The organism is Streptomyces sp. NPDC037083, assembly GCF_055606485.1.
Genome location: NZ_JBVJSQ010000011.1, coordinates 213,719 through 237,055, shown reverse-complemented (window position 1 = coordinate 237,055; position 23,337 = coordinate 213,719). Strand labels below are relative to the sequence as shown.

The window sequence follows — 23,337 nt, the reverse complement described above, 5'->3', positions numbered from 1 at the left end:
CATGCACGTCCTCGTGGTGCACAACCGCTACGCCTCGGCGCAGCCGAGCGGGGAGAACAAGGTCGTCGACCAGGAGGTGGCGCTGCTGCGCGGGGCCGGCCACCGGGTCGACGTGTTCGAGCGGCGCAGCGACGACATCGCCGCCCGGTCGCTGCCGGGCAAGGTCGCGGTGCCGCTGCTGGTGCCGTGGAACCCGGCGGTGCGCACGGAGCTCGCCGCGAAGCTCCGCGCCGAGCGACCGGACGTGGTGCACGTCCACAACGTCTTCCCGCTCCTGTCGCCGGCGGTGCTCGCCGCCTGCGCCGACGCGGGCGTGCCCGCCGTCGCCACGCTGCACAACTACACCCAGGTCTGCCCGCCCGGCACGCTCCAGCGGGACGGCCGGCCGTGCACGGAATGCGTGGGGTCCGCTCCACTGCCCGCCGTCCGGCACGGCTGCTACCGCAACTCCCGGCTGGCGACGGTGCCGCTCGCGGTCAGTCTGTCGGTCAACCGGCGGCGGTGGTGGTCCGGCGTGGAGCGGTTCTTCTGCATCTCCGCGGCGCAGCGCGACGTCCTGGCAAGCGCCGGCATGCCGGCCGAACGGCTGGCGGTGAAGCACAACTTCGTGCCGGAGCCGGGCGTCCGCCGGGCGGGCGCCGGCGAGCACCTGCTCTTCCTCGGCCGGCTCGCGGAGGCCAAGGGTGTGCGGCTGCTCATGGCCGCGTGGGACGAGATCGCCGCCGGCGGCGGGCTGGGCGTGCCGCTGGTGATCGCCGGCACGGGGCCGCTGGAGCCGGAGGTGACCGCGTGGGCGGCGGGCCGGGACGACGTGCGGTACGTCGGCCTGTATGACACGGCGCAGTGCCGGCAGGCCATCGCACGGTCGTCCGCCGTGCTGGCTCCCTCGACATGGCTGGAGGCGTTCGGCCTGGTGGTCGTGGAGGCGATGGCGGCCGGGGTCCCGGTCGTCGCCGCCGGTCACGGCGCCTTCGTCGAACTCGTCGAGGACGGGGTGACCGGGCTGCTGCACCGGCCGGGCGAGGCCGCCTCGCTCGCGACCTGCATACGCCGGATCGCGTCCGAACAGGACCGCAACCGGGAGATGGGCCAGGCGGCCCGACGCCGTTACGAGCAGGGGTTCAGCCCGGCCGTCGGCCTCGAGCGCCTGGTGGAGGGGTACCGCTCCGCGATCGCGGGTCGGTCCGGCGGCGGGGACGGCCCGACGCCGGTAGGGGACAACAGCACTGGCTCGCGCTGGGGGCACCTGCGCGAGCGGGATGGGGGCAGTAGATGACACGATGCCGACTCTGCGGCTCGACGGCGCTGGCGAGCGTCGTCGACCTCGGGGCGACCCCGCCGTGCGAGAGCTTTCTCGCAGCGGACCAACTGGACCGGCCGGAGCCCGCGTACCCGCTGCACCTGCGGGTCTGCACCGACTGCTGGCTCGCGCAGATCCCGCCGCTGATCACGCCGGAGGAGACGTTCAAGGAGTACGCGTACTTCTCCTCCTACTCGACCTCCTGGGTGGAGCACGCGCGCACGTTCGTCGACGGCGCCGTACAGCGGCTGGGGCTCGGCGCCGACGCCTTCGTGGTCGAGGTCGCGAGCAACGACGGGTACCTGCTGAGGCACGTGGTGGACCGGGGGATCCGCTGCCTGGGCATCGAGCCCTCGGTGAACGTCGGCGCCGCGGCGCGGGACGCCGGGGTGCCCACGCTCACGGAGTTCCTGTCCCCGGACACCGGCTCGGCGGTCCGCGCCGAGCACGGCCCGGCGGACCTGGTCGTCGCCAACAACGTGTACGCGCACATCCCCGACGTGGTCGGGTTCACCCAGGGGCTGCGCGCCCTGGTCGCCGACGACGGCTGGGTCTCCATCGAGGTGCAGCACCTGCTGACCCTGATCGAGGAGAACCAGTACGACACGATCTACCACGAGCACTTCCAGTACTACACGGTCGCGTCGGCGATCCGGGCGCTGTCGAGCGGCGGACTCGCGCTCGTGGACGTCGAGCTGCTGCCCACGCACGGCGGCTCCATCCGGCTGTGGGCCCGGCCGGCCGAGGTGGCCGGCGAGCCGACCGGGCGGGTGGCCGACGTGCTGGCCCGGGAGAAGGCCGCCGGGTTGCAGGAGCTGTCCGGGTACACCGAGTTCTCCGCCCGGGTGGCCAAGGTGCGCAGGGACCTGCTGCGGTTTCTCGTCGAGGCGGCCGAGCGCGGCGAGACGGTCGTCGGCTACGGCGCCCCGGGCAAGGGCAACACCCTGCTCAACCACTGCGGCATCCGGCCCGACCTGCTCGCGTACACGGTCGACCGCAACCCCTACAAGCACGGCAGGTTCACGCCGGGCACCCGCATCCCGATCCTGCCGCCCGAGCAGATCGCCGCCGACCGGCCCGACTACGTCCTCGTCCTCCCGTGGAACCTGCGGGACGAGCTGGTCGAGCAGCTGTCCTTCGTGCACGACTGGGGCGGCCGACTCGTCTTTCCCATACCGGAACTGAGCATTGTCGAGGTCAAGCGGTGAAGGTCGTACTGTTCTGCGGCGGCTACGGGATGCGGATGCGCAACGGAGCCTCCGACGACGTGCCCAAGCCGATGGCGATGGTCGGTCCGCGGCCGCTGATCTGGCACGTCATGCGCTACTACGCGCACTTCGGGCACACGGAGTTCATCCTGTGCCTCGGGTACGGCGCGCACCACATCAAGGACTTCTTCCTCAACTACGAGGAGACGACGTCCAACGACTTCGTGCTGCGGGGCGGGCGGACCGAGCTGCTGTCCACCGACATCGCCTCCTGGACGATCACGTTCGTGCAGACCGGCATCGAGTCGCCGATCGGGGAGCGGCTGCGCCGGGTGCGGCACCACCTGGACGGCGACGAGATGTTCCTCGCCAACTACGCCGACGTGCTCACCGACGCTCCGCTGCCGGAGATGATCGACCGGTTCGCCCGGCGCGACGCCGGTGCGTCGATGATGGTGGTGCCGCCGCAGTCCTCGTTCCACTGCGTGGACCTGGGCGACGACGGCCTGGTGGGGGGCATCACCGCGGTGAGCGACATGCCGCTGTGGGAGAACGGCGGCTACTTCGTGCTCCGCCAGGAGATCTTCGACCACATCCCGGAGGGTGGGGACCTGGTCGCCGACGGATGCGCCGAACTGGCCAAGCGCGGCCGGCTGGTGGCGCACCAGCACCGCGGCTTCTGGAAGCCGACCGACACCGTGAAGGAGCGGGCCGCGCTCGACGACTCCTACGCCCGGGGCGACCGCCCGTGGGCCGTGTGGGAACGGGACGGCGCGGCGGTGAGCGCGACCGGCGCCAGGGACGGCTCCGGAGCCAGGGCGTGATCCGGCTCGGCGCCGGGCGCCTGGACCGGATCGTCGCGGTGGGCGCGCACTGCGACGACATCGCCATCGGCGCCGGCGGCACGCTGCTGACGCTGTGCCTCGCGCGGCCGGGTGTCCGCGTCGACGCGCTGGTGCTCTCCGGCGGCGGCACCGACCGGGAGCAGGAGGAGCGGGCCGCGCTCGCCGCCTTCTGCCCGGGCGCCGACCTGCGGCTGACCGTGCTCAAGCTGCCGGACGGCCGGATGCCCGTGCACTGGGACGAGGCCAAGGCCGCGGTCGAGGAGCTGCGCGGACAGACCGAGCCGGACCTGATCCTCGCCCCGCGTACCGACGACGCGCACCAGGACCACCGTGGCCTGGCGCAGCTGATACCCACCGCGTTCCGCGACCACATGGTCCTGGGCTACGAGATCGTCAAGTGGGACGGCGATCTCGGCCGTCCGGCGGCGTACCAGCCGCTGTCGCCGGAGATCGCCGAACGCAAGGTGCGGCTGCTGCAGGAGCACTACCCCTCGCAGCGGCACCGGCCCTGGTACGACCGGGAGGCCTTCCTCGGGCTGGCGAGGATCCGCGGCATCGAATGCCACGCGCGCTACGCCGAGGCGTTCGCCGTCACCAAACTCACTCTCGACCTGGGGGAATGAACCTTGCGCGTACTGCTGACCGGACACCAGGGCTACCTGGGCACCGTGATGGCCCCCGTCCTGGCGGCCGCCGGGCACGAAGTGGTCGGCCTTGACGCCGGCCTGTTCGCCGACTGCGTGCTGGGCCCGCCGCCCGCGGACCCGCCGGGCCCGCGGGTGGACCTGCGCGACGTCACGGCGGACCACGTGGCCGGGGTGGACGCCGTGATCCACCTGGCCGCGCTCTCCAACGACCCGCTGGGATCGCTGGCGCCGGAACTCACCTACGACATCAACCACCACGCGTCCGTGCGGCTGGCCCGGCTGGCCCGCGACGCCGGAGTGCGGCGCTTCCTGTACGCGTCGACCTGCTCGGTCTACGGCGCCGCCGGCGGCGACGACCTGGTGGCCGAGGACGCCCCGCTGCGCCCGGTGACGCCGTACGCGGAGTCCAAGGTGCGGGTGGAGGACGACCTGCACGCGCTGGCCGACGGCGACTTCAGCCCGGTGTACATGCGCAACGCCACCGCCTTCGGCTACTCCCCCAGGCTGCGCGCCGACATCGTGCTGAACAACCTGGTGGGCCACGCGCTCCTGTCCGGCGAGGTCCTCGTGCTCTCCGACGGCACGCCCTGGCGTCCGCTGGTGCACGCCGCCGACATCGCACGGGCGTTCGCGGCCGCGCTGACCGCGCCGCGCGAAGCGGTGCACGACCGGGCGTTCAACATCGGCAGCGAGATCAACAACGTCACGGTCGCCGAGATCGCCGAGCAGGTCGCCGAGGCGGTGTCCGGCGCGAAGGTGGTGATCACCGGGGAGAACGGCGCCGATCCGCGGTCGTACCGGGTGGACTTCTCCCGGTTCCGTGCCGCGATTCCCGGCTTCGACTGCGAGTGGACGGTGAAGCAGGGCGCGCTCGAACTCGCCGACGCCTACCGCGAACACGGCCTGACCCGGGAGGACTTCGAGCGACGCTTCACCCGGCTGGCCGTGCTGCGCGCGGCGTCCGACGCCGGCGCCGTCGACGACACCCTGCGGTGGCGCCGGTGACCGCGCCCGGCGAAGAGATGTACGCGCTGGTGGAGCGGTTGTACCCGCTGTGCCGGAGCATCACCGGCGACGGCGTGCGCGCCACCCTGGAGATCGTCGGCGAGTACGTCCCGCTGCAGGTGCACGAGGTGCCGACCGGGACCCAGGTGCTCGACTGGACGGTGCCGCAGGAGTGGAACATCCGGGACGCGTACGTCGCCGACTCCGCCGGCCGGCGGGTCGTCGACTTCGCCGCGTCCAGCCTGCACGTGCTCGGCTACAGCGTGCCGGTGTCGGCGACGATGCCGCTGGCCGAGCTGCGCGAACATCTGCACACCCTGCCGGACCATCCGTCCTGGGTGCCGTACCGCACCAGCTACTACCAGCCGGAATGGGGGTTCTGCCTGGCCCAGGAGACCCTGGACGCGCTGCCGGACGGCGAGTACGAGGTGCGCATCGACTCCACGCTCGCCGACGGACACCTCACCTACGCCGAGCACGTGGTCCCGGGGCAGGTCACCGACGAGGTGATCGTCTCCTGCCACGTCTGCCACCCGTCGCTGGCCAACGACAACCTGGCCGGCATCGCGGTGGCGACGTTCCTGGCCCGGGCGCTGGCGGAGGAAACGCCGTACTACACCTACCGGTTCATCTACGCGCCCGGCACCATCGGGGCGATCACCTGGCTGGCCCGCAACGCGGAGCGGGTGGACCGGGTCAAGCACGGGCTGGTGCTGGCCTGCGCCGGCGACCCGGGCCGGCTGACGTACAAGCAGAGCCGGCGCGGCGACGCGGAGATCGACCGGGTGATGCGGCACGTGCTGGCGGCGTCCGAACGCCCGCACCACGTCACCGAGTTCACTCCGTACGGTTACGACGAGCGGCAGTACTGCTCGCCCGGGTTCGATCTCGGCGTGGGCTCGCTCAGCCGGACCCCGTACGCCGGCTACCCCGAGTACCACACCTCGGCGGACGACCTGGACTTCGTCCGCCCGGAGGCGATGGCGGACACCCTCGCCGTCTGCCGTGAGGCGTTCGCCGTGCTCGACCGCAACCGGCGCTATGTCAACCTCAGCCCCTACGGCGAACCGCAGCTGGGCCGGCGCGGGTTGTACGACTCGCTCGGCGGGCGCAGCGACGCGAAGCAGGCCCAGATGGCCATGCTCTGGGTGCTCAGCCTCTCCGACGGCGACCACAGTCTGCTGGACGTCGCCGAGCGGTCCGGGCTGCCGTTCGACGCCGTCGCCGCGGCGGCCGCCGCCCTGCACGGCGCCGAACTGATCAAGGCGTGACGCCGATGAGCACCGAGGGGGAGAGGACGACGGCGTCGGCGGCCCCGGCCGGACGCGCCCGGCAGACCGCCAAGCGGGCCATGGCCGGCCGGCTGTCCTGGGGACTGGCCGACCAGGCGGCCTCCAGCGTGAGCAACTTCGCGGTGGGGATCTACGTGGCCCGCTCGCTCGGGGTGACCGCCTTCGGCGTGTTCAGCCTCGCCTGGTTGACCTACGGCGTGGTGCTCAACGTCTCCCGCGGACTGGCCACCGATCCGCTCGTGGTGCGCTTCAGCGGCGTGCCGGGCGCGTCCTGGCGCGGTGCGGTGGGCCGGTCGACGGGTACCGCACTCGGCGTCGGCGCCGCCCTCGGCGTGGTGTGTCTGATCGCCGGGCTCGGCCTCGGCGGCCCCGTGGGGCCCGCGTTCGCCGCCCTCGGGGTCGTGTTGCCGGGGCTGCTGCTCCAGGACGCCTGGCGGTTCTCGTTCTTCGCCGCCGGCGACGGGCGGAAGGCGTTCGTCAACGACGTCGTGTGGGGCGTCGCACTCGTCCCGGCCATGGTGGTGGCCGCCCGTGTGGGCACGGTGGCCGCCTTCGTGCTCGCCTGGGGCACGTCCGCCGCGGTGGCGGCGGGATACGGCTGGGTCCAGTCCCGTATCCGGCCCCGGACGGCCGAGGCGCGCGGCTGGCTTCGCGAGCAGCGCGATCTCGGCTACCGGTACCTCGTCGAGAACGTCAGCCTCAGCGGCGCGAGCCAGCTGCGGGCGTACGGGCTCGGCGCGATCGTCGGGGTCGGCGCGGTGGGCGCGGTGCGGGGCGCCGAGCTCCTGCTCGGCCCGTTCCTGGCGGTGCTCATGGGGCTTTCGCTGGTCACCGTCCCGGAGGCGGCACGGGTGCTCCGGCAGGCCCCGCACCGGCTCGGCAGGTTCTGCCTCCTGCTGGGAGGCGGGCAGGCCGTCGGCGCGCTGCTCTGGGGCGCGGCGCTGCTGCTGATGCCCGGCCGCCTGGGCGAGCTGGTGCTCGGCGATGTCTGGCACGCCGCCTCGGAACTCATCGTGCCGGTCACCCTCGGCGTCGCGGGCGCGGGACTCGGCACCGGCGCGGCGGCCGGGCTGCGCGCGCTCGGCGCGGCCCGGCGCAGCCTGCGCTGCCAGCTGTTCGCCTCCGCCTGCTATGTCGGCGGCGGGCTCGGCGGGGCGGCCGCCGCCGGCACGGTCGGCTCGGCCTGGGGCGTCGCCGCCGCGACCATCAGCGGCTCGGCCCTGTGGTGGCTGCACCTGCGGTCCGCCCTGCGCGAGCGCAATCCCATTCCCGAAGTGAGGACCTCATGACCGCCCAACCCAGGCTGAGCATCGGCCTGCCCGTGTACAACGGCGAGGAGTACCTCGCCGAATCGCTCGACGCCCTGCTCGGTCAGACCTATGAGGACTTCGAGCTGGTCATCTCCGACAACGCGTCGACCGACGGGACACAGGAGATCTGCCGCAAGTACGCCGCGCGGGACTCGCGCATCCGGTACCTCCGGCTGCCCCGGAACATCGGCGCCGCGCCGAACCACAACCACGTGTTCACCGAGTGCCGCGGCGAGCTGTTCAAGTGGGCCTCGCACGACGACCTGTACGCCCGTGACCTGCTGCGGCGCTGCGTGGAGACGCTGGACGAGCGGCCGGACGTGATCCTCGCGCACTCCGGCCAGGCGGTCATCGACGGCGACGGCCGGGTGAAGGTCCCGTACGAGTACGGGCTCGCCACCGACTCGCCGCACGCCCCGGAGCGCTTCCGCAGCCTGCTGTTCGAGCCCGGCGGCGACGACTTCTACGGGGTGATGCGGGCCGACGTGCTGCGCCGGGTGAAGCCGCACGACAGCTACCACCACGCGGACCGCACGTTCGTCGCCGAGATCACCCTGCACGGCCCCTTCCACCAGGTCCCGGAGCTGCTGTACTTCCGCCGCGACCACCCCACCCGCGCCGAGCGGGCGAACCCTTCCAAGCGCTCCCGGTGCGTCAACCTGGACCCGCGCCGGGCAGGCCCGCTGCACCCGACGCCCCGGCTGCTCGCCGAGTACGTCTGGGGCTTCGTCTCGGCGATCCGGCGGGCGCCGTTGTCCCCGGCCGACCGGCGCGCCTGCTACCGCCACCTGGCCGCGTGGATGACCAGCCGGGTCCGGCCGGGCGCCGGCGAGCGGGTCGAGGACCGCGCCCCGGTCGACCCGGGCCGGCTCACCGTCTCCGTCGACGACCTCGTCGCCGGCCGCGAGGGGAGGCGGGCATGACCTCCGGGGACGAATCTCCGGTGCGCGTCGGGGTGTTCGGCCTGCTCGGCTCCGGCAACCTGGGCAACGACGGGTCGCTCGAGGCCGTCCTCGGGTACCTGCGCGCCGAGCACCCGGAGGCGGTCGTGGACGCGCTGTGCGGCGGACCCGAGACCGTCTCGGCCCGGTACGGGATCCCCGCCACGCGGCTGCACTGGTACCGCGGGGAGTACCGGACGGCGTCGGGTGCGGGCGCGATCGCGGCGAAGGGGCTGGGCAAACTCGTCGACGCCTTCCGCACCGCCGCCTGGGTGCGCCGGCACGACGTGGTGATCGTGCCGGGCATGGGCGTCCTGGAGGCCACGCTGCCGCTGCGGCCGTGGGGCTTCCCGTACTCGCTGTTCCTGCTCTGCGCGAGCGGTCGGCTGTTCGGCGCCCGGGTCGCGCTGGTCGGCGTCGGCGCCGCCCCGATCGGCGACCGGCCGACCCGGACCCTGGTGCGCTGGTCGGCGCGGCTGGCCGCCTACCGGTCGTACCGGGACGCCCAGTCCCGTGACGCCATGCGGGAGATGGGCGTGGACACGGCGCGCGACGAGGTCTACCCGGACCTCGCGTTCGCCCTGCCGGCGCCGTCGGGGAGCGCGCCCGCGGGCCCGCCGGGCCAGGTCTGCGTGGGCGTCATGGACTTCCACGGCGGCAACGACGACCGTGCCCGGGCCGAGGAGATCCACCGGCGCTACCTCGACGGGACGACCCGCTTCGTCCGCGCGCTGGTCGAGGACGGCAGGCCGGTACGGCTGCTCACCGGCGACGCATGCGACGCGGCCGTGGTCGCCGCGATCCTCGACGCGGTGGACTCGCCGCTGGTCACCGCCGCCGAGGCGGCCTCGCTGGCCGACCTGATGAAGGAGACGTCGGCCGCCGACGCCGTGGTGGCGACCCGCTACCACAACCTGGTCTGCGCGTTGAAGGCCGGAACGCCGACGCTCGCGCTCAGTTATGCGGCGAAGAGCGACGCCCTCATGGCGCAGATGGGTCTTGGCGCGTACTGCCACCCGGCCCGCGAGGTCGACGCCGACCGGCTGCTGGAGCAGTTCCGGGCGCTGGAGCTCGGATCGGCGGAGCTGCGGCGGACCCTCGCCGAGCGGAACCTGGCCGCCGCCCGGCGACTCGAGCACCAGTTCAGCGCCTTGACCGCGGCGCTGCTCCCGGCGACCGACCACGCCCACGCGCACGCCGTGCGGGAGGCTCCATGAACGCGCCCGGGACGAAGGCGACCGGCACCGAGGCGCCCGAAACGAAAGCGCCCGAAACGAAAGCGACGCGTATGAAAGCGACCGAGGTCCCGGCGATCGCCGGCGCATACCTGTTCGAGCCGACGCCGTACGCAGACGAGCGCGGCTTCTTCTGCCGCACCTTCGACGCCGACGTGGTCCGCTCGGTGGGCCTCGACCCGGACTCCTTCGTCCAGGACAGCCTGTCCCGCTCGGTCCGGGGCGTGCTGCGCGGCCTGCACCTGCGCTCCGGCGCCGGCGAGGCCAAGCTGGTGCGGTGCTCGTACGGGAGGATCTTCGACGTCGTCGTGGACCTGCGGACGGACTCGCCGACCTACCGCAACCGGGCCTTCTTCGAGCTGTCCGACCAGACGCAGGCGACCCTGTACATCCCGGCGGGGTGCGCGCACGGCTTCCAGGCGCTGACCGAGACCGCCGACACCTCCTACCGGATCGACCGCCCGCACGACCCGTCCGAGGACGTGACGATCGCCTTCGACGACCCGGAGCTCGCCATCCCCTGGCCGCTGCCGGTCACATCGATGTCCCAGCGGGACCGGGAGGCGCCAAGCCTCGCCGAGGTCCTGAAGCACCAGGAGAGTTGAGGCCGCAGTGGACACCGAAGACACCGGAGAACTCCTTCTGCCCCGGTCGCGGAGGGCGAACGAGCGGCTGCACGCCCTGATCCCCGGGGGCGCGCACACCTACGCCAAGGGCGACGACCAGTACCCCGAGGACCTGGCCCCGGTCATCAGCCACGGCCGCGGCGCCCATGTGTGGGACGTCGACGGCAACCGCTACATCGAGTACGGCTCCGGACTGCGGTCGGTCAGCCTCGGCCACGCCCACCCGCGCGTGACCGAGGCGGTGCGGCGGGAACTCGACCGCGGCAGCAACTTCGTCCGGCCGTCCATCGTGGAGGTCGACGCCGCGGAACGGTTCCTGGCCACGGTGCCGACCGCCGAGATGGTGAAGTTCGCGAAGAACGGCTCCGACGCCACGACCGCCGCGGTGCGCCTCGCCCGCGCCGCCACCGGGCGCGCACGGGTGGCCCTCTGCGCCGACCATCCGTTCTTCTCCGTCGACGACTGGTTCATCGGCACCACGGCGATGTCCGCCGGTGTTCCGGACGCGACCAACGAGCTCACCGTGACGTTCCCCTACGGGGACCTCGCCGCCACGGAGGAGCTGCTCACCCGCTACCAGGGCGAGGTCGCCTGTCTGATCCTCGAACCGGCCACCCACACCGAGCCGCCGCCCGGGTACCTCGGGGGCCTGCGCGAACTGGCCGACCGGCACGGCTGCGTTCTGGTCTTCGACGAGATGATCACCGGCTTCCGCTGGTCCGAGGCGGGCGCCCAGGGCCTGTACGGCGTCGTCCCCGACCTCTCCACGTTCGGCAAGGCGCTGGGCAACGGATTCGCGGTCTCCGCGCTGGCCGGGCGTCGCGAGCTGATGGAGTGGGGCGGGCTGCGTCACTCCGGCGACCGGGTGTTCCTGCTGTCCACCACGCACGGTGCGGAGACGCACTCCCTGGCGGCCGCGATGGCCGTGCTCACCACCTACGTCGAGGAAGGCGTCACCGCGCGGCTGCACGCCCTCGGCGAGCGGTTGGCCGCCGGTGTCCGCGACGCCGCGGCCGCCATGGGCGTCGGCGACCACGTCGTCGTCCGGGGCCGGGCCAGCAACCTGGTCTACGCCACCCTCGACGAGAACGGGCAGCCGTCGCAGGAGTACCGCACCCTGTTCCTGCGCCGGCTCCTCGCGGGCGGGGTGCTGGCCCCGTCGTTCGTGGTGAGCAGCGCGCTCAACGACTCCGACATCGATCACACCGTCGACGTGGTGGCCCAGGCCTGTGCGGTGTACCGCAAGGCACTGGACGCCGCCGACCCGACCCCGTGGCTGGCCGGACGACCGGTGAAGCCCGTGTTCCGCCACCGGGCGTGACGGGCCGTCAGCGAGGCTCGGGGTGCCGCCGACCGGCGTCGGCGGTCCGGTCGGCCTGCCGATCGGCATCGGCCGGCCGGTCGGCCGCCCGGTCGACCAGCCAGGCGGTCGCCGGGACCACCGCCATCGCGGTGCACCAGCCGCCGAGGACGTCGGTCGGGTAGTGCGCGCCCAGGACGACCTGCGCCCATCCCATGGCGGCGCCGGCGACCAGCGCCGCGGCGAGCACGAGTGACGTGCCGGCCGTCCTGCCGAGGCCGAGCCGGCCGGTCGCGAGCAGCGCCACAACGAAGGCGAGCGCGGTGAGGAAGGCGGTGTGCCCGCTGGGGTAGGACAGGTTGCCGTCGCCGTGGATGGTGCGTCCCACCAGGGACTTGAGAAGCGTCGCCGTCCCCACGGCCGCGCCGACGCCGGCCACGACGAGCACCGCCGCGCGAGGATGCCGGAGCACCAGGCAGCCCGTCACGGTGACCACGACCAGCGTCGCCGCTCCCACCGGCTCCCCCAGGAAGTCCGTGGCCAGGGCGACGTACCGCCACGGCGGCCGCACACTGTCCGCCGTCGGCCGGACGATCCACCCGTCCACCGTGCCGGGCTCGCTGTGGCCGGCGTACAGGATCCCGAGCCCGACGACCACCAGCGCGGCCAGGACCGCGGCCGGCCCGAGCCACCCGCGCACCGCCGATGGCAGCACCGGAGCCGCGGACGGGCCACTCACCCGCCCACCGGGTCCGGGGCCTCGTGGACGTCCACGACTTCCACATCCACGACCCGGTGCGCCGGCTTCGTCAGTTCCAAGCCGGCGAGGTGCTTCTTGAGCCTTTTGGCCATGGGAAGGTAGGTCGCAAGAGTGAGCCCGCCGGAAACAACGGCCCCGACGACGGGGATGGCTTTCGAGACGGTCTTCGCGAAGGTTTGCTTCGTCATCTGAACGCCGAGATAGGCCGCGACCTTTTTCACGATCGGATAGATGACGCCCTGGGTGAGTGCCTTCTGCGGCAGCTTCTTGGCGACCTGCTTCGACATCAGTCCCGCGAGCTTGCCCACGGCGGCGTTCGCCGACTGGGTTCCGAACATCACGCCGAAGAAGAGCGTGAGCACTCCCATGGTCGCGTCGTCCAGGTCATCGCCGTCGCCGGAGAACAGGTCGGGCCAGCTGTAGAGGTAGGCGAGTTTCTGCGCGATACGCAGCATGTGACCGAAGTACTGGGCCAGATCGGCGGGCACAGTGGCGGGAAGGGACATGAAACCAGGTATCCCGGCAGCCGCGGAGAGTGCGCTGACCTTGGTGGTCTCGTACCGGATGGAGTCGTTGGCCGCCCTGTCCAGAACCTCGAGAGGGATGCCCGCAGCCGCAGGGCTCTCTTCCACCGCCCTGCGGATTTCGTCCTCGGAGCAATAGCGGGCCAGCGCCTTTCGGAGATAGGCGTCCCTGTTGATACGGACACCCGGAAGCCTCGCGGCGCCCGCCAGCACTACGGAGAAGCGCGACTCCGGGTCCTCGATCACTGTGCTCTTGGCCATGGCAGGAACCTATAGCAACCGGGAGACGCCATCCCCCCGAATCGGTCTATTCAGGCCGCGGGGCCGGCCGCGGGGCTCACGCACCACTCCGCCCTCGGGCGACCGAGCTGCGTCGGCCCGGACTTGAGCCCCTGTGGGCCCAGGTCACCACCGCCGTTCAGTTCCGCGCGCCACCAGTGGCAGCCGGGGCGTCGGAAGCGAGCGTGATCCGCTCCCTGACCAGCTGGACGAACTGTCGTGCGAAGGAGTTCTGGTAGAAATCCCGCACGGCTATCTTCGGCGCGCCGAGCTCCTTGACCTCGGCCAGTACGCGGACGACCAGGAGCGAGTTGCCGCCCAGCGCGAAGAAGTTGTCCTCGGGGCCCACCTGCGTACCCAGGTGCCGGCTCCAGACGTCCAGCAGGTCACGCTCCAGCCGGTCGGCGGACCCGGTCTCGACGGGATCCGGGGACTCCGCCACGGCCGGCCGAGCGGCAGTCGGTGCGGGGAGCCGTGCGACATCGACCTTCCCGTTGATCGTCAAAGGGATGGCATCGAGTTCCGTGACCGTTGCCGGGACCATGTAGTCGGGCAGCAGCTGCCTGGCATGCTCCGCGACCATGGCCACTGTCGTGCCCCTCTTGAGCACCACGTAGGCGTCCAGCCGGTCGACTGCTCGATCGCCACTCTCGTCGCGGTGGACGACGACGGCCGCCCCGGAGACCGACGGCGCTCCGAGCAGGACGTTGCGGATCTCGTCCGGCTCGATCCGGAACCCGCGGATCTTCACCTGGCTGTCGATCCTGCCCAGGTGTTCCAGGCGCCCGTCGGGCCTCATGCGGCCCTTGTCGCCACTGCGGTAGATCCGCTCGCCGGTCACCGGGTCGATGACGAAACGTCGCGCCGTGAGCTCCGGCTGCCCCTGGTAGTGACGGGCGACTCCAGCCCCGCCGACCCAGATCTCGCCCGCCGCCCCCACCGGCAGAACCTCTCCTCGCGGTCCACGTACGGACACCGACCAGCCGGGGAGCGCCGGGCCCACCGACCGGCTCCCCCGCAGAGCCGCCTGAGGCGTCACGGTCTGCGCCGTCACGTGCACGGTGGTCTCCGTGATCCCGAACATGTTGACCAGACGGCACTCCGCCTGCGGGTGGCGGGCGAACCAGGGCAGCAGTTCACGGGTGTCCAGCGGCTCACCGCCGAAGATCACCAGGCGCACCGCGAGCTCGGCGGGCGATTCCCGGTCCTGTGCGACGAGCGGCAGGAACGCGGAGGGCGTCTGGTTGAGCACGGTGACGCGCCGTTCGGCGAGCAGTGCGTGGAACTCCCCCGTGTCCCGCGTGATCCAGAAGGGCACCACCACGAGTTGCCCGCCGGTCAGCAGACAGCCCCAGATCTCCCAGACGGAGAAGTCGAACGCGCTGGAGTGGAACATCGTCCAGACGTCGTCCGCGCCGAGCCCGAAGTCCTCGGCCGTGCCGTCGACCAGGGCCAGTACGTTGCGGTGCGGGACGACGACGCCCTTGGGCCGCCCCGTGGATCCGGACGTGTAGATGATGTAGGCGGGGTCGTTCTCGTCGCAGGGTGCGGTCCGGCCGCGGGAGACGCTCCGCTCGCCGAGCCGGAGCAGTTCCTCGGGTGGCACGGACCGAACGCCCTCGACGACCGGGAACATGTCGGCTGCTGCGACGACGACACGCACCCCGGCGCTGCCGACCGTGTAACGCAGGCGCTCGTGCGGGTACTCGACGTCCATGGGTACGTAGGCGCAGCCGGACTTGAGTATCGCGAGCAAGGTGACGACGAGGGTCGCGTCGCGCTCCAGGCACACGCCGACCATGCTCCCCGGCACCGCCCCCGAGGAGCGCAGCCCCTCGGCCATGAGTTCGGCCTGCTCATCGAGCTGGCGATAGGTCAGAGTGCGGGTGCCGTCCGTGACGCCGACCGCGTCCGGACGGCGGCGTACCACGTCCTCGAAGCGCCCGTGGACGGTCGAAGCGGCCGTGGGGGTCGCGGCGACCGCAGGAGTCGCTCCCCGCCGCACGATGTCCGCGGCCCGTTCGGCCGGCATCAGGGGGGCAGCCGACAGCGGCAGTTCTTCCCCTGACTCGCCCAGACCCGCCAACCACTGTGCGGCATGCGCCACTTGCTCGGTGAAGGCGCGCGCGATCCACGGATCGACCGCACCCTCGTCGTACCAGCAGGTGCCGCTCCAGGACCCGTCCGGGCGCTGCTCGGCCTGGAGTGTGAGGGGGAAGACGGGCGCGAGGCAGGGGTAGTACTGCCGTGCGTCGTCCCACTCGCCGAAGACCATGCCCACAGGAATCGCGAGGCCACCCCCGAGTTCTGTCGCCGGTTCACCGGCCGGCTCCGGTGTCTCGGGCCCACCAGCGAGGAAACCGGCGACGGACATGGTCTCGTCGTACTTGAGGACATACTTGGACCACGCGTCCGGTCCTGCCGCGTCGGGATCGAGCAGGGCGATCTGCGGTGTCTCCTCGGCGTCGTACCGGGCCAGGACGATGGCGGTCGCGGAAATCAGCAGCTTCTGGTCCACCGGTTTTTCGCAGACCCTCGTGGAGAAGGGGGCCGCGCCGACGAGACCGCGGCGCTCGAGGTCACCGAGGCCCCACTCCGGCCCCGCGAGGGGGGCGGCCCCCGCCCCGCTCGTTTCACGCGCGGTGCCATGGCGGCCTGCCAAGGGCAGGGAACCGCCGGTGAGGAATCCGGCCAAGTCGCTCAGTGCCGCCCGGGACAGGGCGTCACGGGCGGCGACCAGCACCAGATCGGCGACGTCGTCCGTATGCCGCACGAGCGTGATGCGCAGCCGCGGACCGGAGGTGGCGCGCAGCGGTCGGCGGGCTTCCTGTTCCGCGTACTGCTGCGCCGCCGGCGCCGCCGAGCGCTCCCGGGTGCGCCGTTCCCACAGCACGCCTTCGGCGAGTTCGCCGACCTGTTCCAACCGTCGCCGAAGCTCACCGCTGCTGGGCGGCTGCGGGCACCTGACCGTCAAGCTGTGGCACATGGCGGCCCGCTCGTGGCACTGCAGCGGCACGGACCAGTGGGCTGTCGCCATCGGAGAACTCCTGTCGGTGCGCCAAGAAGGGTGCGGGGAACACGGCGGCCGACGCGGGTCAGCGCGCGGTGAAACCCCCGTCGACCGTCAGTACGCTGCCGGTCACTTGAGGGGAATCGTCACCGGCGAGCCAGAGGGCCGCGCCGGCGATGTCGGATGGAGCGATGAGCGAGTTCATCGGCTGCGCCTGGACGAACACCCTCTCGTGGTCTTCCACGGCCACGTCCAGGGAGCGAGCGATCTCGGACAGCATCCGGCCGTCGACCACCGGGTCGTCCGCGACGGAGCCCGGGCAGAGGGCGTTGACCCGGACCTGGTGCGGCCCGTAGTCGAGAGCCGCGGCCTTGGTCAGCCCTATCAGCCCGTGCTTGGCGGCGACATACCCCGCGAAGTGCCGGTAGCCGACCAGACCGGCGGTGGACGAGACGTTGATGACGCTGCCCCGCCGCTGAGCGATCATCGTCGGCGCCACGGCTTTGATCATGCGCCACGCGCCGGAGAGGTCGACGTCGATCATCAGACGCCACTCGTCCTCGGTGATCTCGTGGACGGCTTTTCCCGAAGGGGCGGCTATGCCCGCGTTGTTGACGAGGACATCGATACGGCCGAAGCGGTCGAGCGCCTTCTCGACAGCCGGCGTGACACTGCCGCGTACGTCGACGGACTCCGCCAGCACCGCCGCGCCGCGCTCCTCGCAGAGCTTGGCGGTGTGCGTGAGCTGACCGCTCGTCGACAGGGGGTAGGGGACGCCGCCGATGTCCTCGCCCACGTCGAGCAGAACGAGGTCGGCTCCCTCTTCCGCGAACCGCAGCGCACAGGCGCGTCCCAGGCCACGGCCCGCCCCGGTGATCACCGCGGTCCTGCCCTCCAGGGCCGCACCCGCGGCGCTCTTCCTGTCGCGCGTCATGTGCGGGCGCCTCGCGCCACGGCGCCGATGACAGCGAGCAGATCCTGTTCTCTCTCGGTCAGATACATGTGTCCGCCCGCGAGTTCCTTCAGCTCGAACGGCCCGGTGGTCGCCGCCTCCCAGGTCGCGCACTGCGCCCGGCTCACCAGGGCGTCGTCCGTCCCGCGCAGGGCGGTGACAGGCAGCGTCAACGGCTCGTCCGAAACGGGTCGGTACTCCTCGTGCAGGGCCACGTCCGCCCGTAGCAAGGGAAGCAGCACCTCCCGCAGGTCGGGGTCGTCGAGTGCCGCGTGCCGGTACCCGGCGAGCTCCGCGACCCGCTCCACGAAGGTGTCGTCGTCGAGTTCCGCGGTCCGCCCGGTGCGACCGCTCCGGGGACCGGGGGACCCGCTCACGAAGAGGTGCTCCACCGCGGTGAAGCCCTGCGCCTGGAGTTCACGAGCCGTCTCGTAGGCGAGCACGGCGCCGAGACTGTGCCCGAAGAGCGCCACTCGTTCCGCCCCGCCGACGAGTTGGAGCGCGGCGCCGGCAAGGTCCTTGGCCGCCTCCGCGGCGTCCCTGTACGGGTCGTCCAGGAAACGCTCCTCCCGGCCGGGCATCTGCAACGGGACGATCCGAAGACCCTGCTCACCGCCGTTCGGCCAGGCCCTGTAGAAGCCGGCGCCGCTCCCGGCGAAGGGTACGCACAACAGTGACAGGGTCATTTATGTTCCTCATACTTGGAATGCAATTCGCCCAACAGCGCCTTCATCATCATGGACACCGGTTGAACACGTCCAGACAAATGAGGAATCCTGGTTTGTGTTGCCGGTGAAAACCGTGTCCCGCCGGCGGGACAAGCGGACTCTGCGCCGGGCGCCAGGTTCGTTCTTCAGGATATTCTGCGGCGAATCCATTCGAGGACGCCGAAGGCTTTTACCTGCGCCTGGCCGACGGCCAGTGACGACATTCGCCGTGGCTCGCTTTCAGGACGGTACCGGCGGCCACCGCACGTCGGGAAGGCACCAAGGAGGTCGCCCGACGTGCGACGGCGTCATCGCCTCAGGATCCGCCGGCAGCCCGCCGCAGTATCTCCATCGCCCAGGTCTCGACCGGCGCGCCTTCCTTCCTGGCAGCGGTCCGGATCTGTGCCAGGATTTCGGCCGGGAGTTCAATGTGCAGCAGGCCCGCTTCGGGCGAGGGGTCGGCATCGCGCCGGTCCGGACCCGAGCCGGATCCGGTCGCGGCGGGCTCGACCTGCTCCGAAGCCGAACCGGCCTCGGCGGGACCGACTTTGTCCAGCTCAGCGCGGCTCTCAGACTCGGTCACCTCGCTCTGCCGCGCGCGGAGGCTGCTACGAACCTCCCCGCGAAGCTTGTTTCTGCTCCAGCCCATCGCTTCCGCTTTCCTCAGCCAGTAGTCCTGTTCCGGCTGATCGAGCGCCACCACTTCAAGGTGATGACTGAAGCTCAGATTCTGCCGCCTGCGGGTCAGCGGGAACTTGCGCGCGACCCACGTGTAGTTACGAAGCGTCTGGTAGCTGAGCGACGTCCGCTTGACGGCTTCGTGGTAACGGTCCTGGAACTCGGATTCGCCATAAACCAGCCAGTCGGCGACCCACCAGGTAGAAGAGTCCGCGAAAGAGAGCAGTCCGGTCCCGACTTGCTCCCACATATTGAGGCTCTGCCTGGATGTGAACGACAAGCCGGACTTGTGGAACTGCACGCCCATACTCAGCAGCTGTCCCGCAGTGCTTGCCGTTGCAACATTCCGCGCAGTTGTCTCGTTTGTCCTCTTTGTTAGGATAGCAGTGCGCAACGATCCCCCGTTGGTTGATGCTTTCGCCTGTATTGGCCAACCGTAACAGTTGGACGTCATCCACGGCGTAATTGTGCGCGACATGCGGGCCGGCCGCTACGACACGGGGACGGGTCGACTGCCGCCCGCACTCACATATCGCTACTGGCTCAGGATCGACACGAGCGCGAGAGCTCACGCGGGTCGAGGAGCCGTTCATCGATAAGAGGTTTTCTTTAAGCAAAATCCCTCTGGCACCGACTCCCCCATTTACATCACCCATTTCTGCGCCGCTCCGTGCCGCCCATCGGACAATTCGCCATGTTCCCGGCCGATCGGTGCGATAGTGCGTCTGCGTCCTGGCGGTGTCTCGCCGGCGAGACACGTGAGCGGAGCGAACTACCCCCGCCAGGGCTGGATATCACCCCGGAGAGGCGTCATGTTCGGGTCCGGCGAGTGAGACCGTCCGGCACACGCTCGAACGATTGCGTTGATCGAGCCTGAAAATAAGGTGCTACCGGAGGAACGGCCGATCGATAGGGGAGGGCTTCCGTGCCCCGAATACGTCACACACATGGGCTGGACATGCCGGATCTTGAGGGTGACAGTCTCGCGGGCAAGCGTCGTTCGCGTATGGTTCCCGCCTCATCACCGCAGCGCAGGATGTACTTCTCCTCGGTGATGCGACCGAACAACTCGTCCGACGTCTGGAGGCCGGTTCTCACCGTCGGTGGAGACCTCTCGACAGACAGGCTGGAGCGCGCGCTTCAGGTGCTGCGCAGCAGGCACGAGGCGCTTCGAACCACATTCCTGGAGCGCGGCGGCGAAGTCTTTCAAGTGGTGCACGACGAGGACGGCGACGCCACGCAGCCGGTCAGAATCGACCTCGTGGAGGCCGAGGGCGACTCGCAGGACGAGCGCCGAGCGTGGGCGGACGCCGAGGCCAGGAGGTTCGTCGACCTCCCGTTCGACATTTCGTCGGGCCCGCTCTGGCGAACGTCGGTGATACGGATATCGCCGAGCCTCCACCTGGTGGTCTTCGCGTTCCACCACATCATCACGGACGAAATTTCCGGGAAGGTGTTCGCCGAAGAACTCGGTCTTGCCTACGCAGACCCACACGCGCCCGCCTTCGCGGTGCCGGCCGCACAGTACGCCGACTTCTGCCTGACGGAGAACGCCTCCAAGGTGGATGAGGCCGCCCTGGACTACTGGCGTGGCCAGCTGGCAGGTATTCAGCCGGCGTCGATGCCCGAGGACGGAGAGGACAGCCCCGGCAGAATGATCGGAGCGAGGTTGCCGATCGCCGTCCCGCAGAATGTGGTGACAGAATTCGAAGAATTCTGCCGGGCTCGCTCGGTGACCCCGTTCGCCGGCCTGCTGTCCGTATACTTCGTTCTGCTGCAACGTTGGGCGGGAACGAGCGACATATCGGTCGGAACGCAGACGCTCGGCCGACCGAGCGCAGAACTCTTCGGAACGATCGGATTCTTCTCCAATACGGTGGCACTGCGCTGCCAGGTGGATTCGGCACTGACCTTCGATCAGCTTCTCGATCTCGTGAGCGAAACGATTCACGACGCACTGGACTACCAGGACGTTCCGTTCGAGGTGGTGGTGGGCGCACTGGCTCCCGAGCGTGATGCCGACCGCAACCCCCTGTTCCAGGCTGCCATCACCTATGGCATGCTCGACCTGAGCGACGTATGGGCACTCGAAGATCTCCAGGTGACGCTCCTGCCGGAGCCTGCGGAATTGTCGGGGCTTCAGTTCGACCTGTCGCTGGACGTACAGCGACTGGCAGGCGAAGTCTCACTCAACGTCGAATTCAACCGCCAGCGGTTCTCCGAGGCCGCCATGCAGCGGTTCGCCGAGGCCTACGGCGACCTGCTGGTCTCACTCAGCCGGCAACCCGATGTCGCGCTCGGCAGCATCCCGCTGCTCGACCAGTCCGCACTCACGGAAACGCTGGCGCTCGGCGCGAGCGGTGAACCGGAGGGCGGCCGTACTCCCTCGGAACCCACGTCCACGTGGGACCTTTTCGAACTGACCGCGGCCACCGTGCCCGAACGGGAGGCAGTCGTCGCGGACGGCGCGCGGCTCACCTTCGCCGAACTGGCCGGCCGGGCACGGACAATGGCCGCGGGCCTCGAGGCTCGCGGCGTGCGGACCGGCACCATGGTGGGAATCTGCCTGGACAGGCGCAGCGATCTGATCGTCGCGATGCTCGCCACCTGGTGCGCGGGCGGCGCCTTCCTGCTGCTGGATCCGCAACAGCCCGAGTTCCGCCGCCGCCTGCTCCTCAAGGAGGCGGGCATCGCTCTCGTCATCGCGGACGAGGCGTTCGCCGAGGTGGAGGCCGTCTCGGCGGCCGCCCTCCTGGCGGACGCGGAGAAGACCTCCGGAGACGATCCGGCCGACGGCGGCTTCGCGCGTCGCCCGGCCGCCGCTCCGGCCTACGTGGTCTTCACACCGGGTTCCACAGGACAGCCGAGGGGTGTGGTCATCGATCAGGCGAGCCTTCTCGCGCTCGCCACCACCCAACTGGCGCCGCTGTACGCACGGTTGCCCGAAGGCCGTCAGGTGAATGTCGGTGCGCTGAGTTCCCTGACCTCCGGCGTGTTCGTCAACCATTGTCTCGGCATGATCGCCTTCGGGCACCGGTTGCTGCTGATCGACGAAGAGGAGCGAACGGACCCGTATCAGCTCCTCGCCCGTGGAACGGATCCCGAAACGGCGATCGATGTGCTCGACTGTGCAAGCGGCTCGCTGGAAATGCTGGTCGACGACGGCCTCCTGACGCTCCCGCACCCGCCGAAGATCGTGGTGATCGGTGGCGAGAGCCCGTCCGACCGGCTGTGGCGGCGCCTGCACGACCAACCCGGGCTGCTCGCGTTCCACGCGTACGGCCTCAACGAGTGCACCGTCGAGTCGGCCAGGGCGGAGATTCGCGAACACCCGAAGCCGGTGGCCGGGCGCGCGGCCGGTACGTCCCGGATCTACGTCGTCGACGACCAGTTGCAGTTGCTGCCGCCCACGTTCGTCGGGGAGATCTGCGTCGGTGGACTCGGCGTGGCCCAGGGGTATGCGGGACAGCCGGCGCACACCAGCGAGCGATTCGTGGCCGACCCCTTCAGCCCTGTCCCCGGACAGCGCATGTACCGCACCGGCGACAGGGGCCGACTGCGTCCCGACGGGCAGTTGGAGCTGTGGGGGCGCGTCGACGACCAGGTCAAGATCCGCGGCCTGCGCATGGAGCCGGCTGAGGTGGAGGGCGTGCTGCTCGGGCACCCCGCCATCGCCCACGCCGCGGTCGTGGCGACCGGGGCCGGCACCCGCATGGCCGAACTGGTGGCGTACGTCGTGCCCGGCGACGGAGGCCAGGACGCGCTGACGCCCGCCACCGTCCGGGAGTTCCTGCGCGGCAGGCTCCCTTCCGCGCTGTTGCCCGACCGGGTGCAGGTTCTCGCCGCTCTTCCGACCACGCCCGACGGGAAGGTGGACCGCAGGACGCTGTCGGGCGGCGCGCCGTCGAGCACCGTGCCGGACACCGTCCGAAACGTCTCGGCGTCCGCCGACCCCCGTGAAGGGCAGCTGTGCCAGATCGTGGCCGAGGTGATCGGCGTTCCGCAGGCGGGCGTCGACGACAACTTCTTCGATCTGGGCGGCGATTCGCTGCTCGCCATGATCGTCATCGGTCGGGTGCGCGCCGTCATGGGCCGTGAGCTGAGGCTGCGGGCGTTCTTCGAAGAGCGGTCGATCGGGGAGCTCGCGGCCCAGCTCGGTGCCGAGGCCGTCGCGCCCCGGCCCGTGCTGGGCAGGAGAGCGGACTCATGACGGTGGCGAGGCGTTCGTACGCAGAGGGCGTTTGATCTGGGCAGTGTGTCGTTCATGCCTTGGGCGCCCTGGAGGGCCTTGCCGTCCACGCTCCACGCGGTCGGCTCCCCCATCTCCTCAAGCGCCGTCTCGCCCTCGGCCGGCGCGGCCTGCTCCAGCAGCCGGCGACAGATGATCTCGGCGCCGGGGTGTGCGGCGAGCCAGGCGGCGAGCGTCTCGCTGGTGGGGTCGGGCAACAGGTCGATGGGGGTGGAGGTCTCAACGTCGACCAGGATGGTTCCGTAGGTGCGCGAGCAACGGAAGGCGAAGTCGTCGACTCCCAGCACCCGTGGGCTCCGGGCGGGAACATCGGGTGCGTGCAGCTGGCCGAGCAGCCGGGCCCGGCCGGTGGGTACAGCCGGCGAGCGGCACAGCCGTATACCCGGCCGGCCGCCCGCGGCGAGCGCAACGGACTTCCACAACGCCTTCACGCCGGGCCCGGCACGGGCGTAACGCGTGGTCAGGCCCT

At 70.9% G+C, this 23,337-nt stretch carries 18 protein-coding genes; 12 read left to right on the top strand and 6 right to left on the bottom strand.

Annotated elements, in window-relative coordinates; genetic code table 11:
• Window position 1: 1 nt before the first annotated feature.
• The 11 genes from ACZ7DE_RS27980 to ACZ7DE_RS27930 all read left to right on the top strand — a co-directional run bounded on the left by ACZ7DE_RS27980 (window position 2) and on the right by ACZ7DE_RS27930 (window position 11,730).
• Window positions 2-1,276: a glycosyltransferase gene (locus ACZ7DE_RS27980; protein ID WP_470765853.1), complete on the top strand. Its 1,275-nt coding sequence runs from the start codon at window positions 2-4 to the stop codon at window positions 1,274-1,276.
• Window positions 1,273-2,508 carry a class I SAM-dependent methyltransferase gene (locus tag ACZ7DE_RS27975; protein ID WP_470765851.1) on the top strand — a complete coding sequence of 412 codons (1,236 nt, stop codon included), beginning with the start codon at window positions 1,273-1,275 and terminating at the stop codon, window positions 2,506-2,508. The genes ACZ7DE_RS27980 and ACZ7DE_RS27975 overlap by 4 nt, the downstream gene beginning before the upstream one ends.
• A complete protein-coding gene (locus tag ACZ7DE_RS27970) occupies window positions 2,505-3,332 on the top strand; it encodes a glycosyltransferase family protein (protein WP_470765850.1) in 828 nt (275 codons plus the stop codon). The genes ACZ7DE_RS27975 and ACZ7DE_RS27970 overlap by 4 nt, the downstream gene beginning before the upstream one ends.
• A complete protein-coding gene (locus ACZ7DE_RS27965) occupies window positions 3,329-3,976 on the top strand; it encodes a PIG-L deacetylase family protein (RefSeq protein ID WP_470765848.1) in 648 nt (215 codons plus the stop codon). The genes ACZ7DE_RS27970 and ACZ7DE_RS27965 overlap by 4 nt, the downstream gene beginning before the upstream one ends.
• A gap of 3 nt (window positions 3,977-3,979) precedes the next feature.
• A complete protein-coding gene (locus ACZ7DE_RS27960; RefSeq protein WP_470765846.1) occupies window positions 3,980-5,005 on the top strand; it encodes an NAD-dependent epimerase/dehydratase family protein in 1,026 nt (341 codons plus the stop codon).
• Window positions 4,993-6,276, top strand: a complete 1,284-nt coding sequence (locus tag ACZ7DE_RS27955; RefSeq protein ID WP_470765844.1) for a DUF4910 domain-containing protein — start codon at window positions 4,993-4,995, stop codon at window positions 6,274-6,276. Before ACZ7DE_RS27960 ends, ACZ7DE_RS27955 begins: the two co-directional genes overlap by 13 nt.
• 5 nt (window positions 6,277-6,281) lie before the next feature.
• Window positions 6,282-7,586 carry a hypothetical protein gene (locus ACZ7DE_RS27950; RefSeq protein ID WP_470765842.1) on the top strand — a complete coding sequence of 435 codons (1,305 nt, stop codon included), beginning with the start codon at window positions 6,282-6,284 and terminating at the stop codon, window positions 7,584-7,586.
• Entirely contained in the window at window positions 7,583-8,530 is a 948-nt protein-coding gene (locus tag ACZ7DE_RS27945) for a glycosyltransferase family 2 protein (RefSeq protein WP_470765840.1), read from the top strand. Before ACZ7DE_RS27950 ends, ACZ7DE_RS27945 begins: the two co-directional genes overlap by 4 nt.
• Entirely contained in the window at window positions 8,527-9,765 is a 1,239-nt protein-coding gene (locus tag ACZ7DE_RS27940; protein ID WP_470765838.1) for a polysaccharide pyruvyl transferase family protein, read from the top strand. Before ACZ7DE_RS27945 ends, ACZ7DE_RS27940 begins: the two co-directional genes overlap by 4 nt.
• Before the next feature lie 71 nt (window positions 9,766-9,836).
• Window positions 9,837-10,388 (top strand): dTDP-4-dehydrorhamnose 3,5-epimerase, encoded by a 552-nt coding sequence (gene rfbC / locus ACZ7DE_RS27935; RefSeq protein WP_470765836.1) that lies wholly within the window; start codon window positions 9,837-9,839, stop codon window positions 10,386-10,388.
• 7 nt (window positions 10,389-10,395) lie between these two features.
• Window positions 10,396-11,730 carry a glutamate-1-semialdehyde 2,1-aminomutase gene (locus tag ACZ7DE_RS27930; RefSeq protein WP_470765834.1) on the top strand — a complete coding sequence of 445 codons (1,335 nt, stop codon included), beginning with the start codon at window positions 10,396-10,398 and terminating at the stop codon, window positions 11,728-11,730.
• Between the two features lie 7 nt (window positions 11,731-11,737).
• Here the strand turns inward: ACZ7DE_RS27930 and ACZ7DE_RS27925 are convergent, their stop codons facing one another.
• The 6 genes from ACZ7DE_RS27925 to ACZ7DE_RS27900 all read right to left on the bottom strand — a co-directional run bounded on the left by ACZ7DE_RS27925 (window position 11,738) and on the right by ACZ7DE_RS27900 (window position 18,926).
• A complete protein-coding gene (locus tag ACZ7DE_RS27925) occupies window positions 11,738-12,448 on the bottom strand; it encodes a phosphatase PAP2 family protein (protein WP_470765832.1) in 711 nt (236 codons plus the stop codon).
• Entirely contained in the window at window positions 12,445-13,254 is an 810-nt protein-coding gene (locus tag ACZ7DE_RS27920) for a hypothetical protein (protein ID WP_470765830.1), read from the bottom strand. The genes ACZ7DE_RS27925 and ACZ7DE_RS27920 overlap by 4 nt, the downstream gene beginning before the upstream one ends.
• A gap of 157 nt (window positions 13,255-13,411) precedes the next feature.
• On the bottom strand, window positions 13,412-16,309 hold the full coding sequence (locus tag ACZ7DE_RS27915) for a non-ribosomal peptide synthetase (protein ID WP_470765828.1): 2,898 nt from the start codon (window positions 16,307-16,309) through the stop codon (window positions 13,412-13,414).
• Between the two features lie 58 nt (window positions 16,310-16,367).
• On the bottom strand, window positions 16,368-17,216 hold the full coding sequence (locus ACZ7DE_RS27910; protein ID WP_470765826.1) for a mycofactocin-coupled SDR family oxidoreductase: 849 nt from the start codon (window positions 17,214-17,216) through the stop codon (window positions 16,368-16,370).
• Window positions 17,213-17,920: a thioesterase II family protein gene (locus ACZ7DE_RS27905; protein ID WP_470765824.1), complete on the bottom strand. Its 708-nt coding sequence runs from the start codon at window positions 17,918-17,920 to the stop codon at window positions 17,213-17,215. The genes ACZ7DE_RS27910 and ACZ7DE_RS27905 overlap by 4 nt, the downstream gene beginning before the upstream one ends.
• Before the next feature lie 337 nt (window positions 17,921-18,257).
• Window positions 18,258-18,926 (bottom strand): LmbU family transcriptional regulator, encoded by a 669-nt coding sequence (locus tag ACZ7DE_RS27900; protein ID WP_470765821.1) that lies wholly within the window; start codon window positions 18,924-18,926, stop codon window positions 18,258-18,260.
• 651 nt (window positions 18,927-19,577) lie between these two features.
• Here ACZ7DE_RS27900 and ACZ7DE_RS27895 point away from each other — a divergent pair.
• Window positions 19,578-22,829: a non-ribosomal peptide synthetase gene (locus tag ACZ7DE_RS27895; protein WP_470765819.1), complete on the top strand. Its 3,252-nt coding sequence runs from the start codon at window positions 19,578-19,580 to the stop codon at window positions 22,827-22,829.
• The last annotated feature ends 508 nt before the right edge of the window (window positions 22,830-23,337 follow it).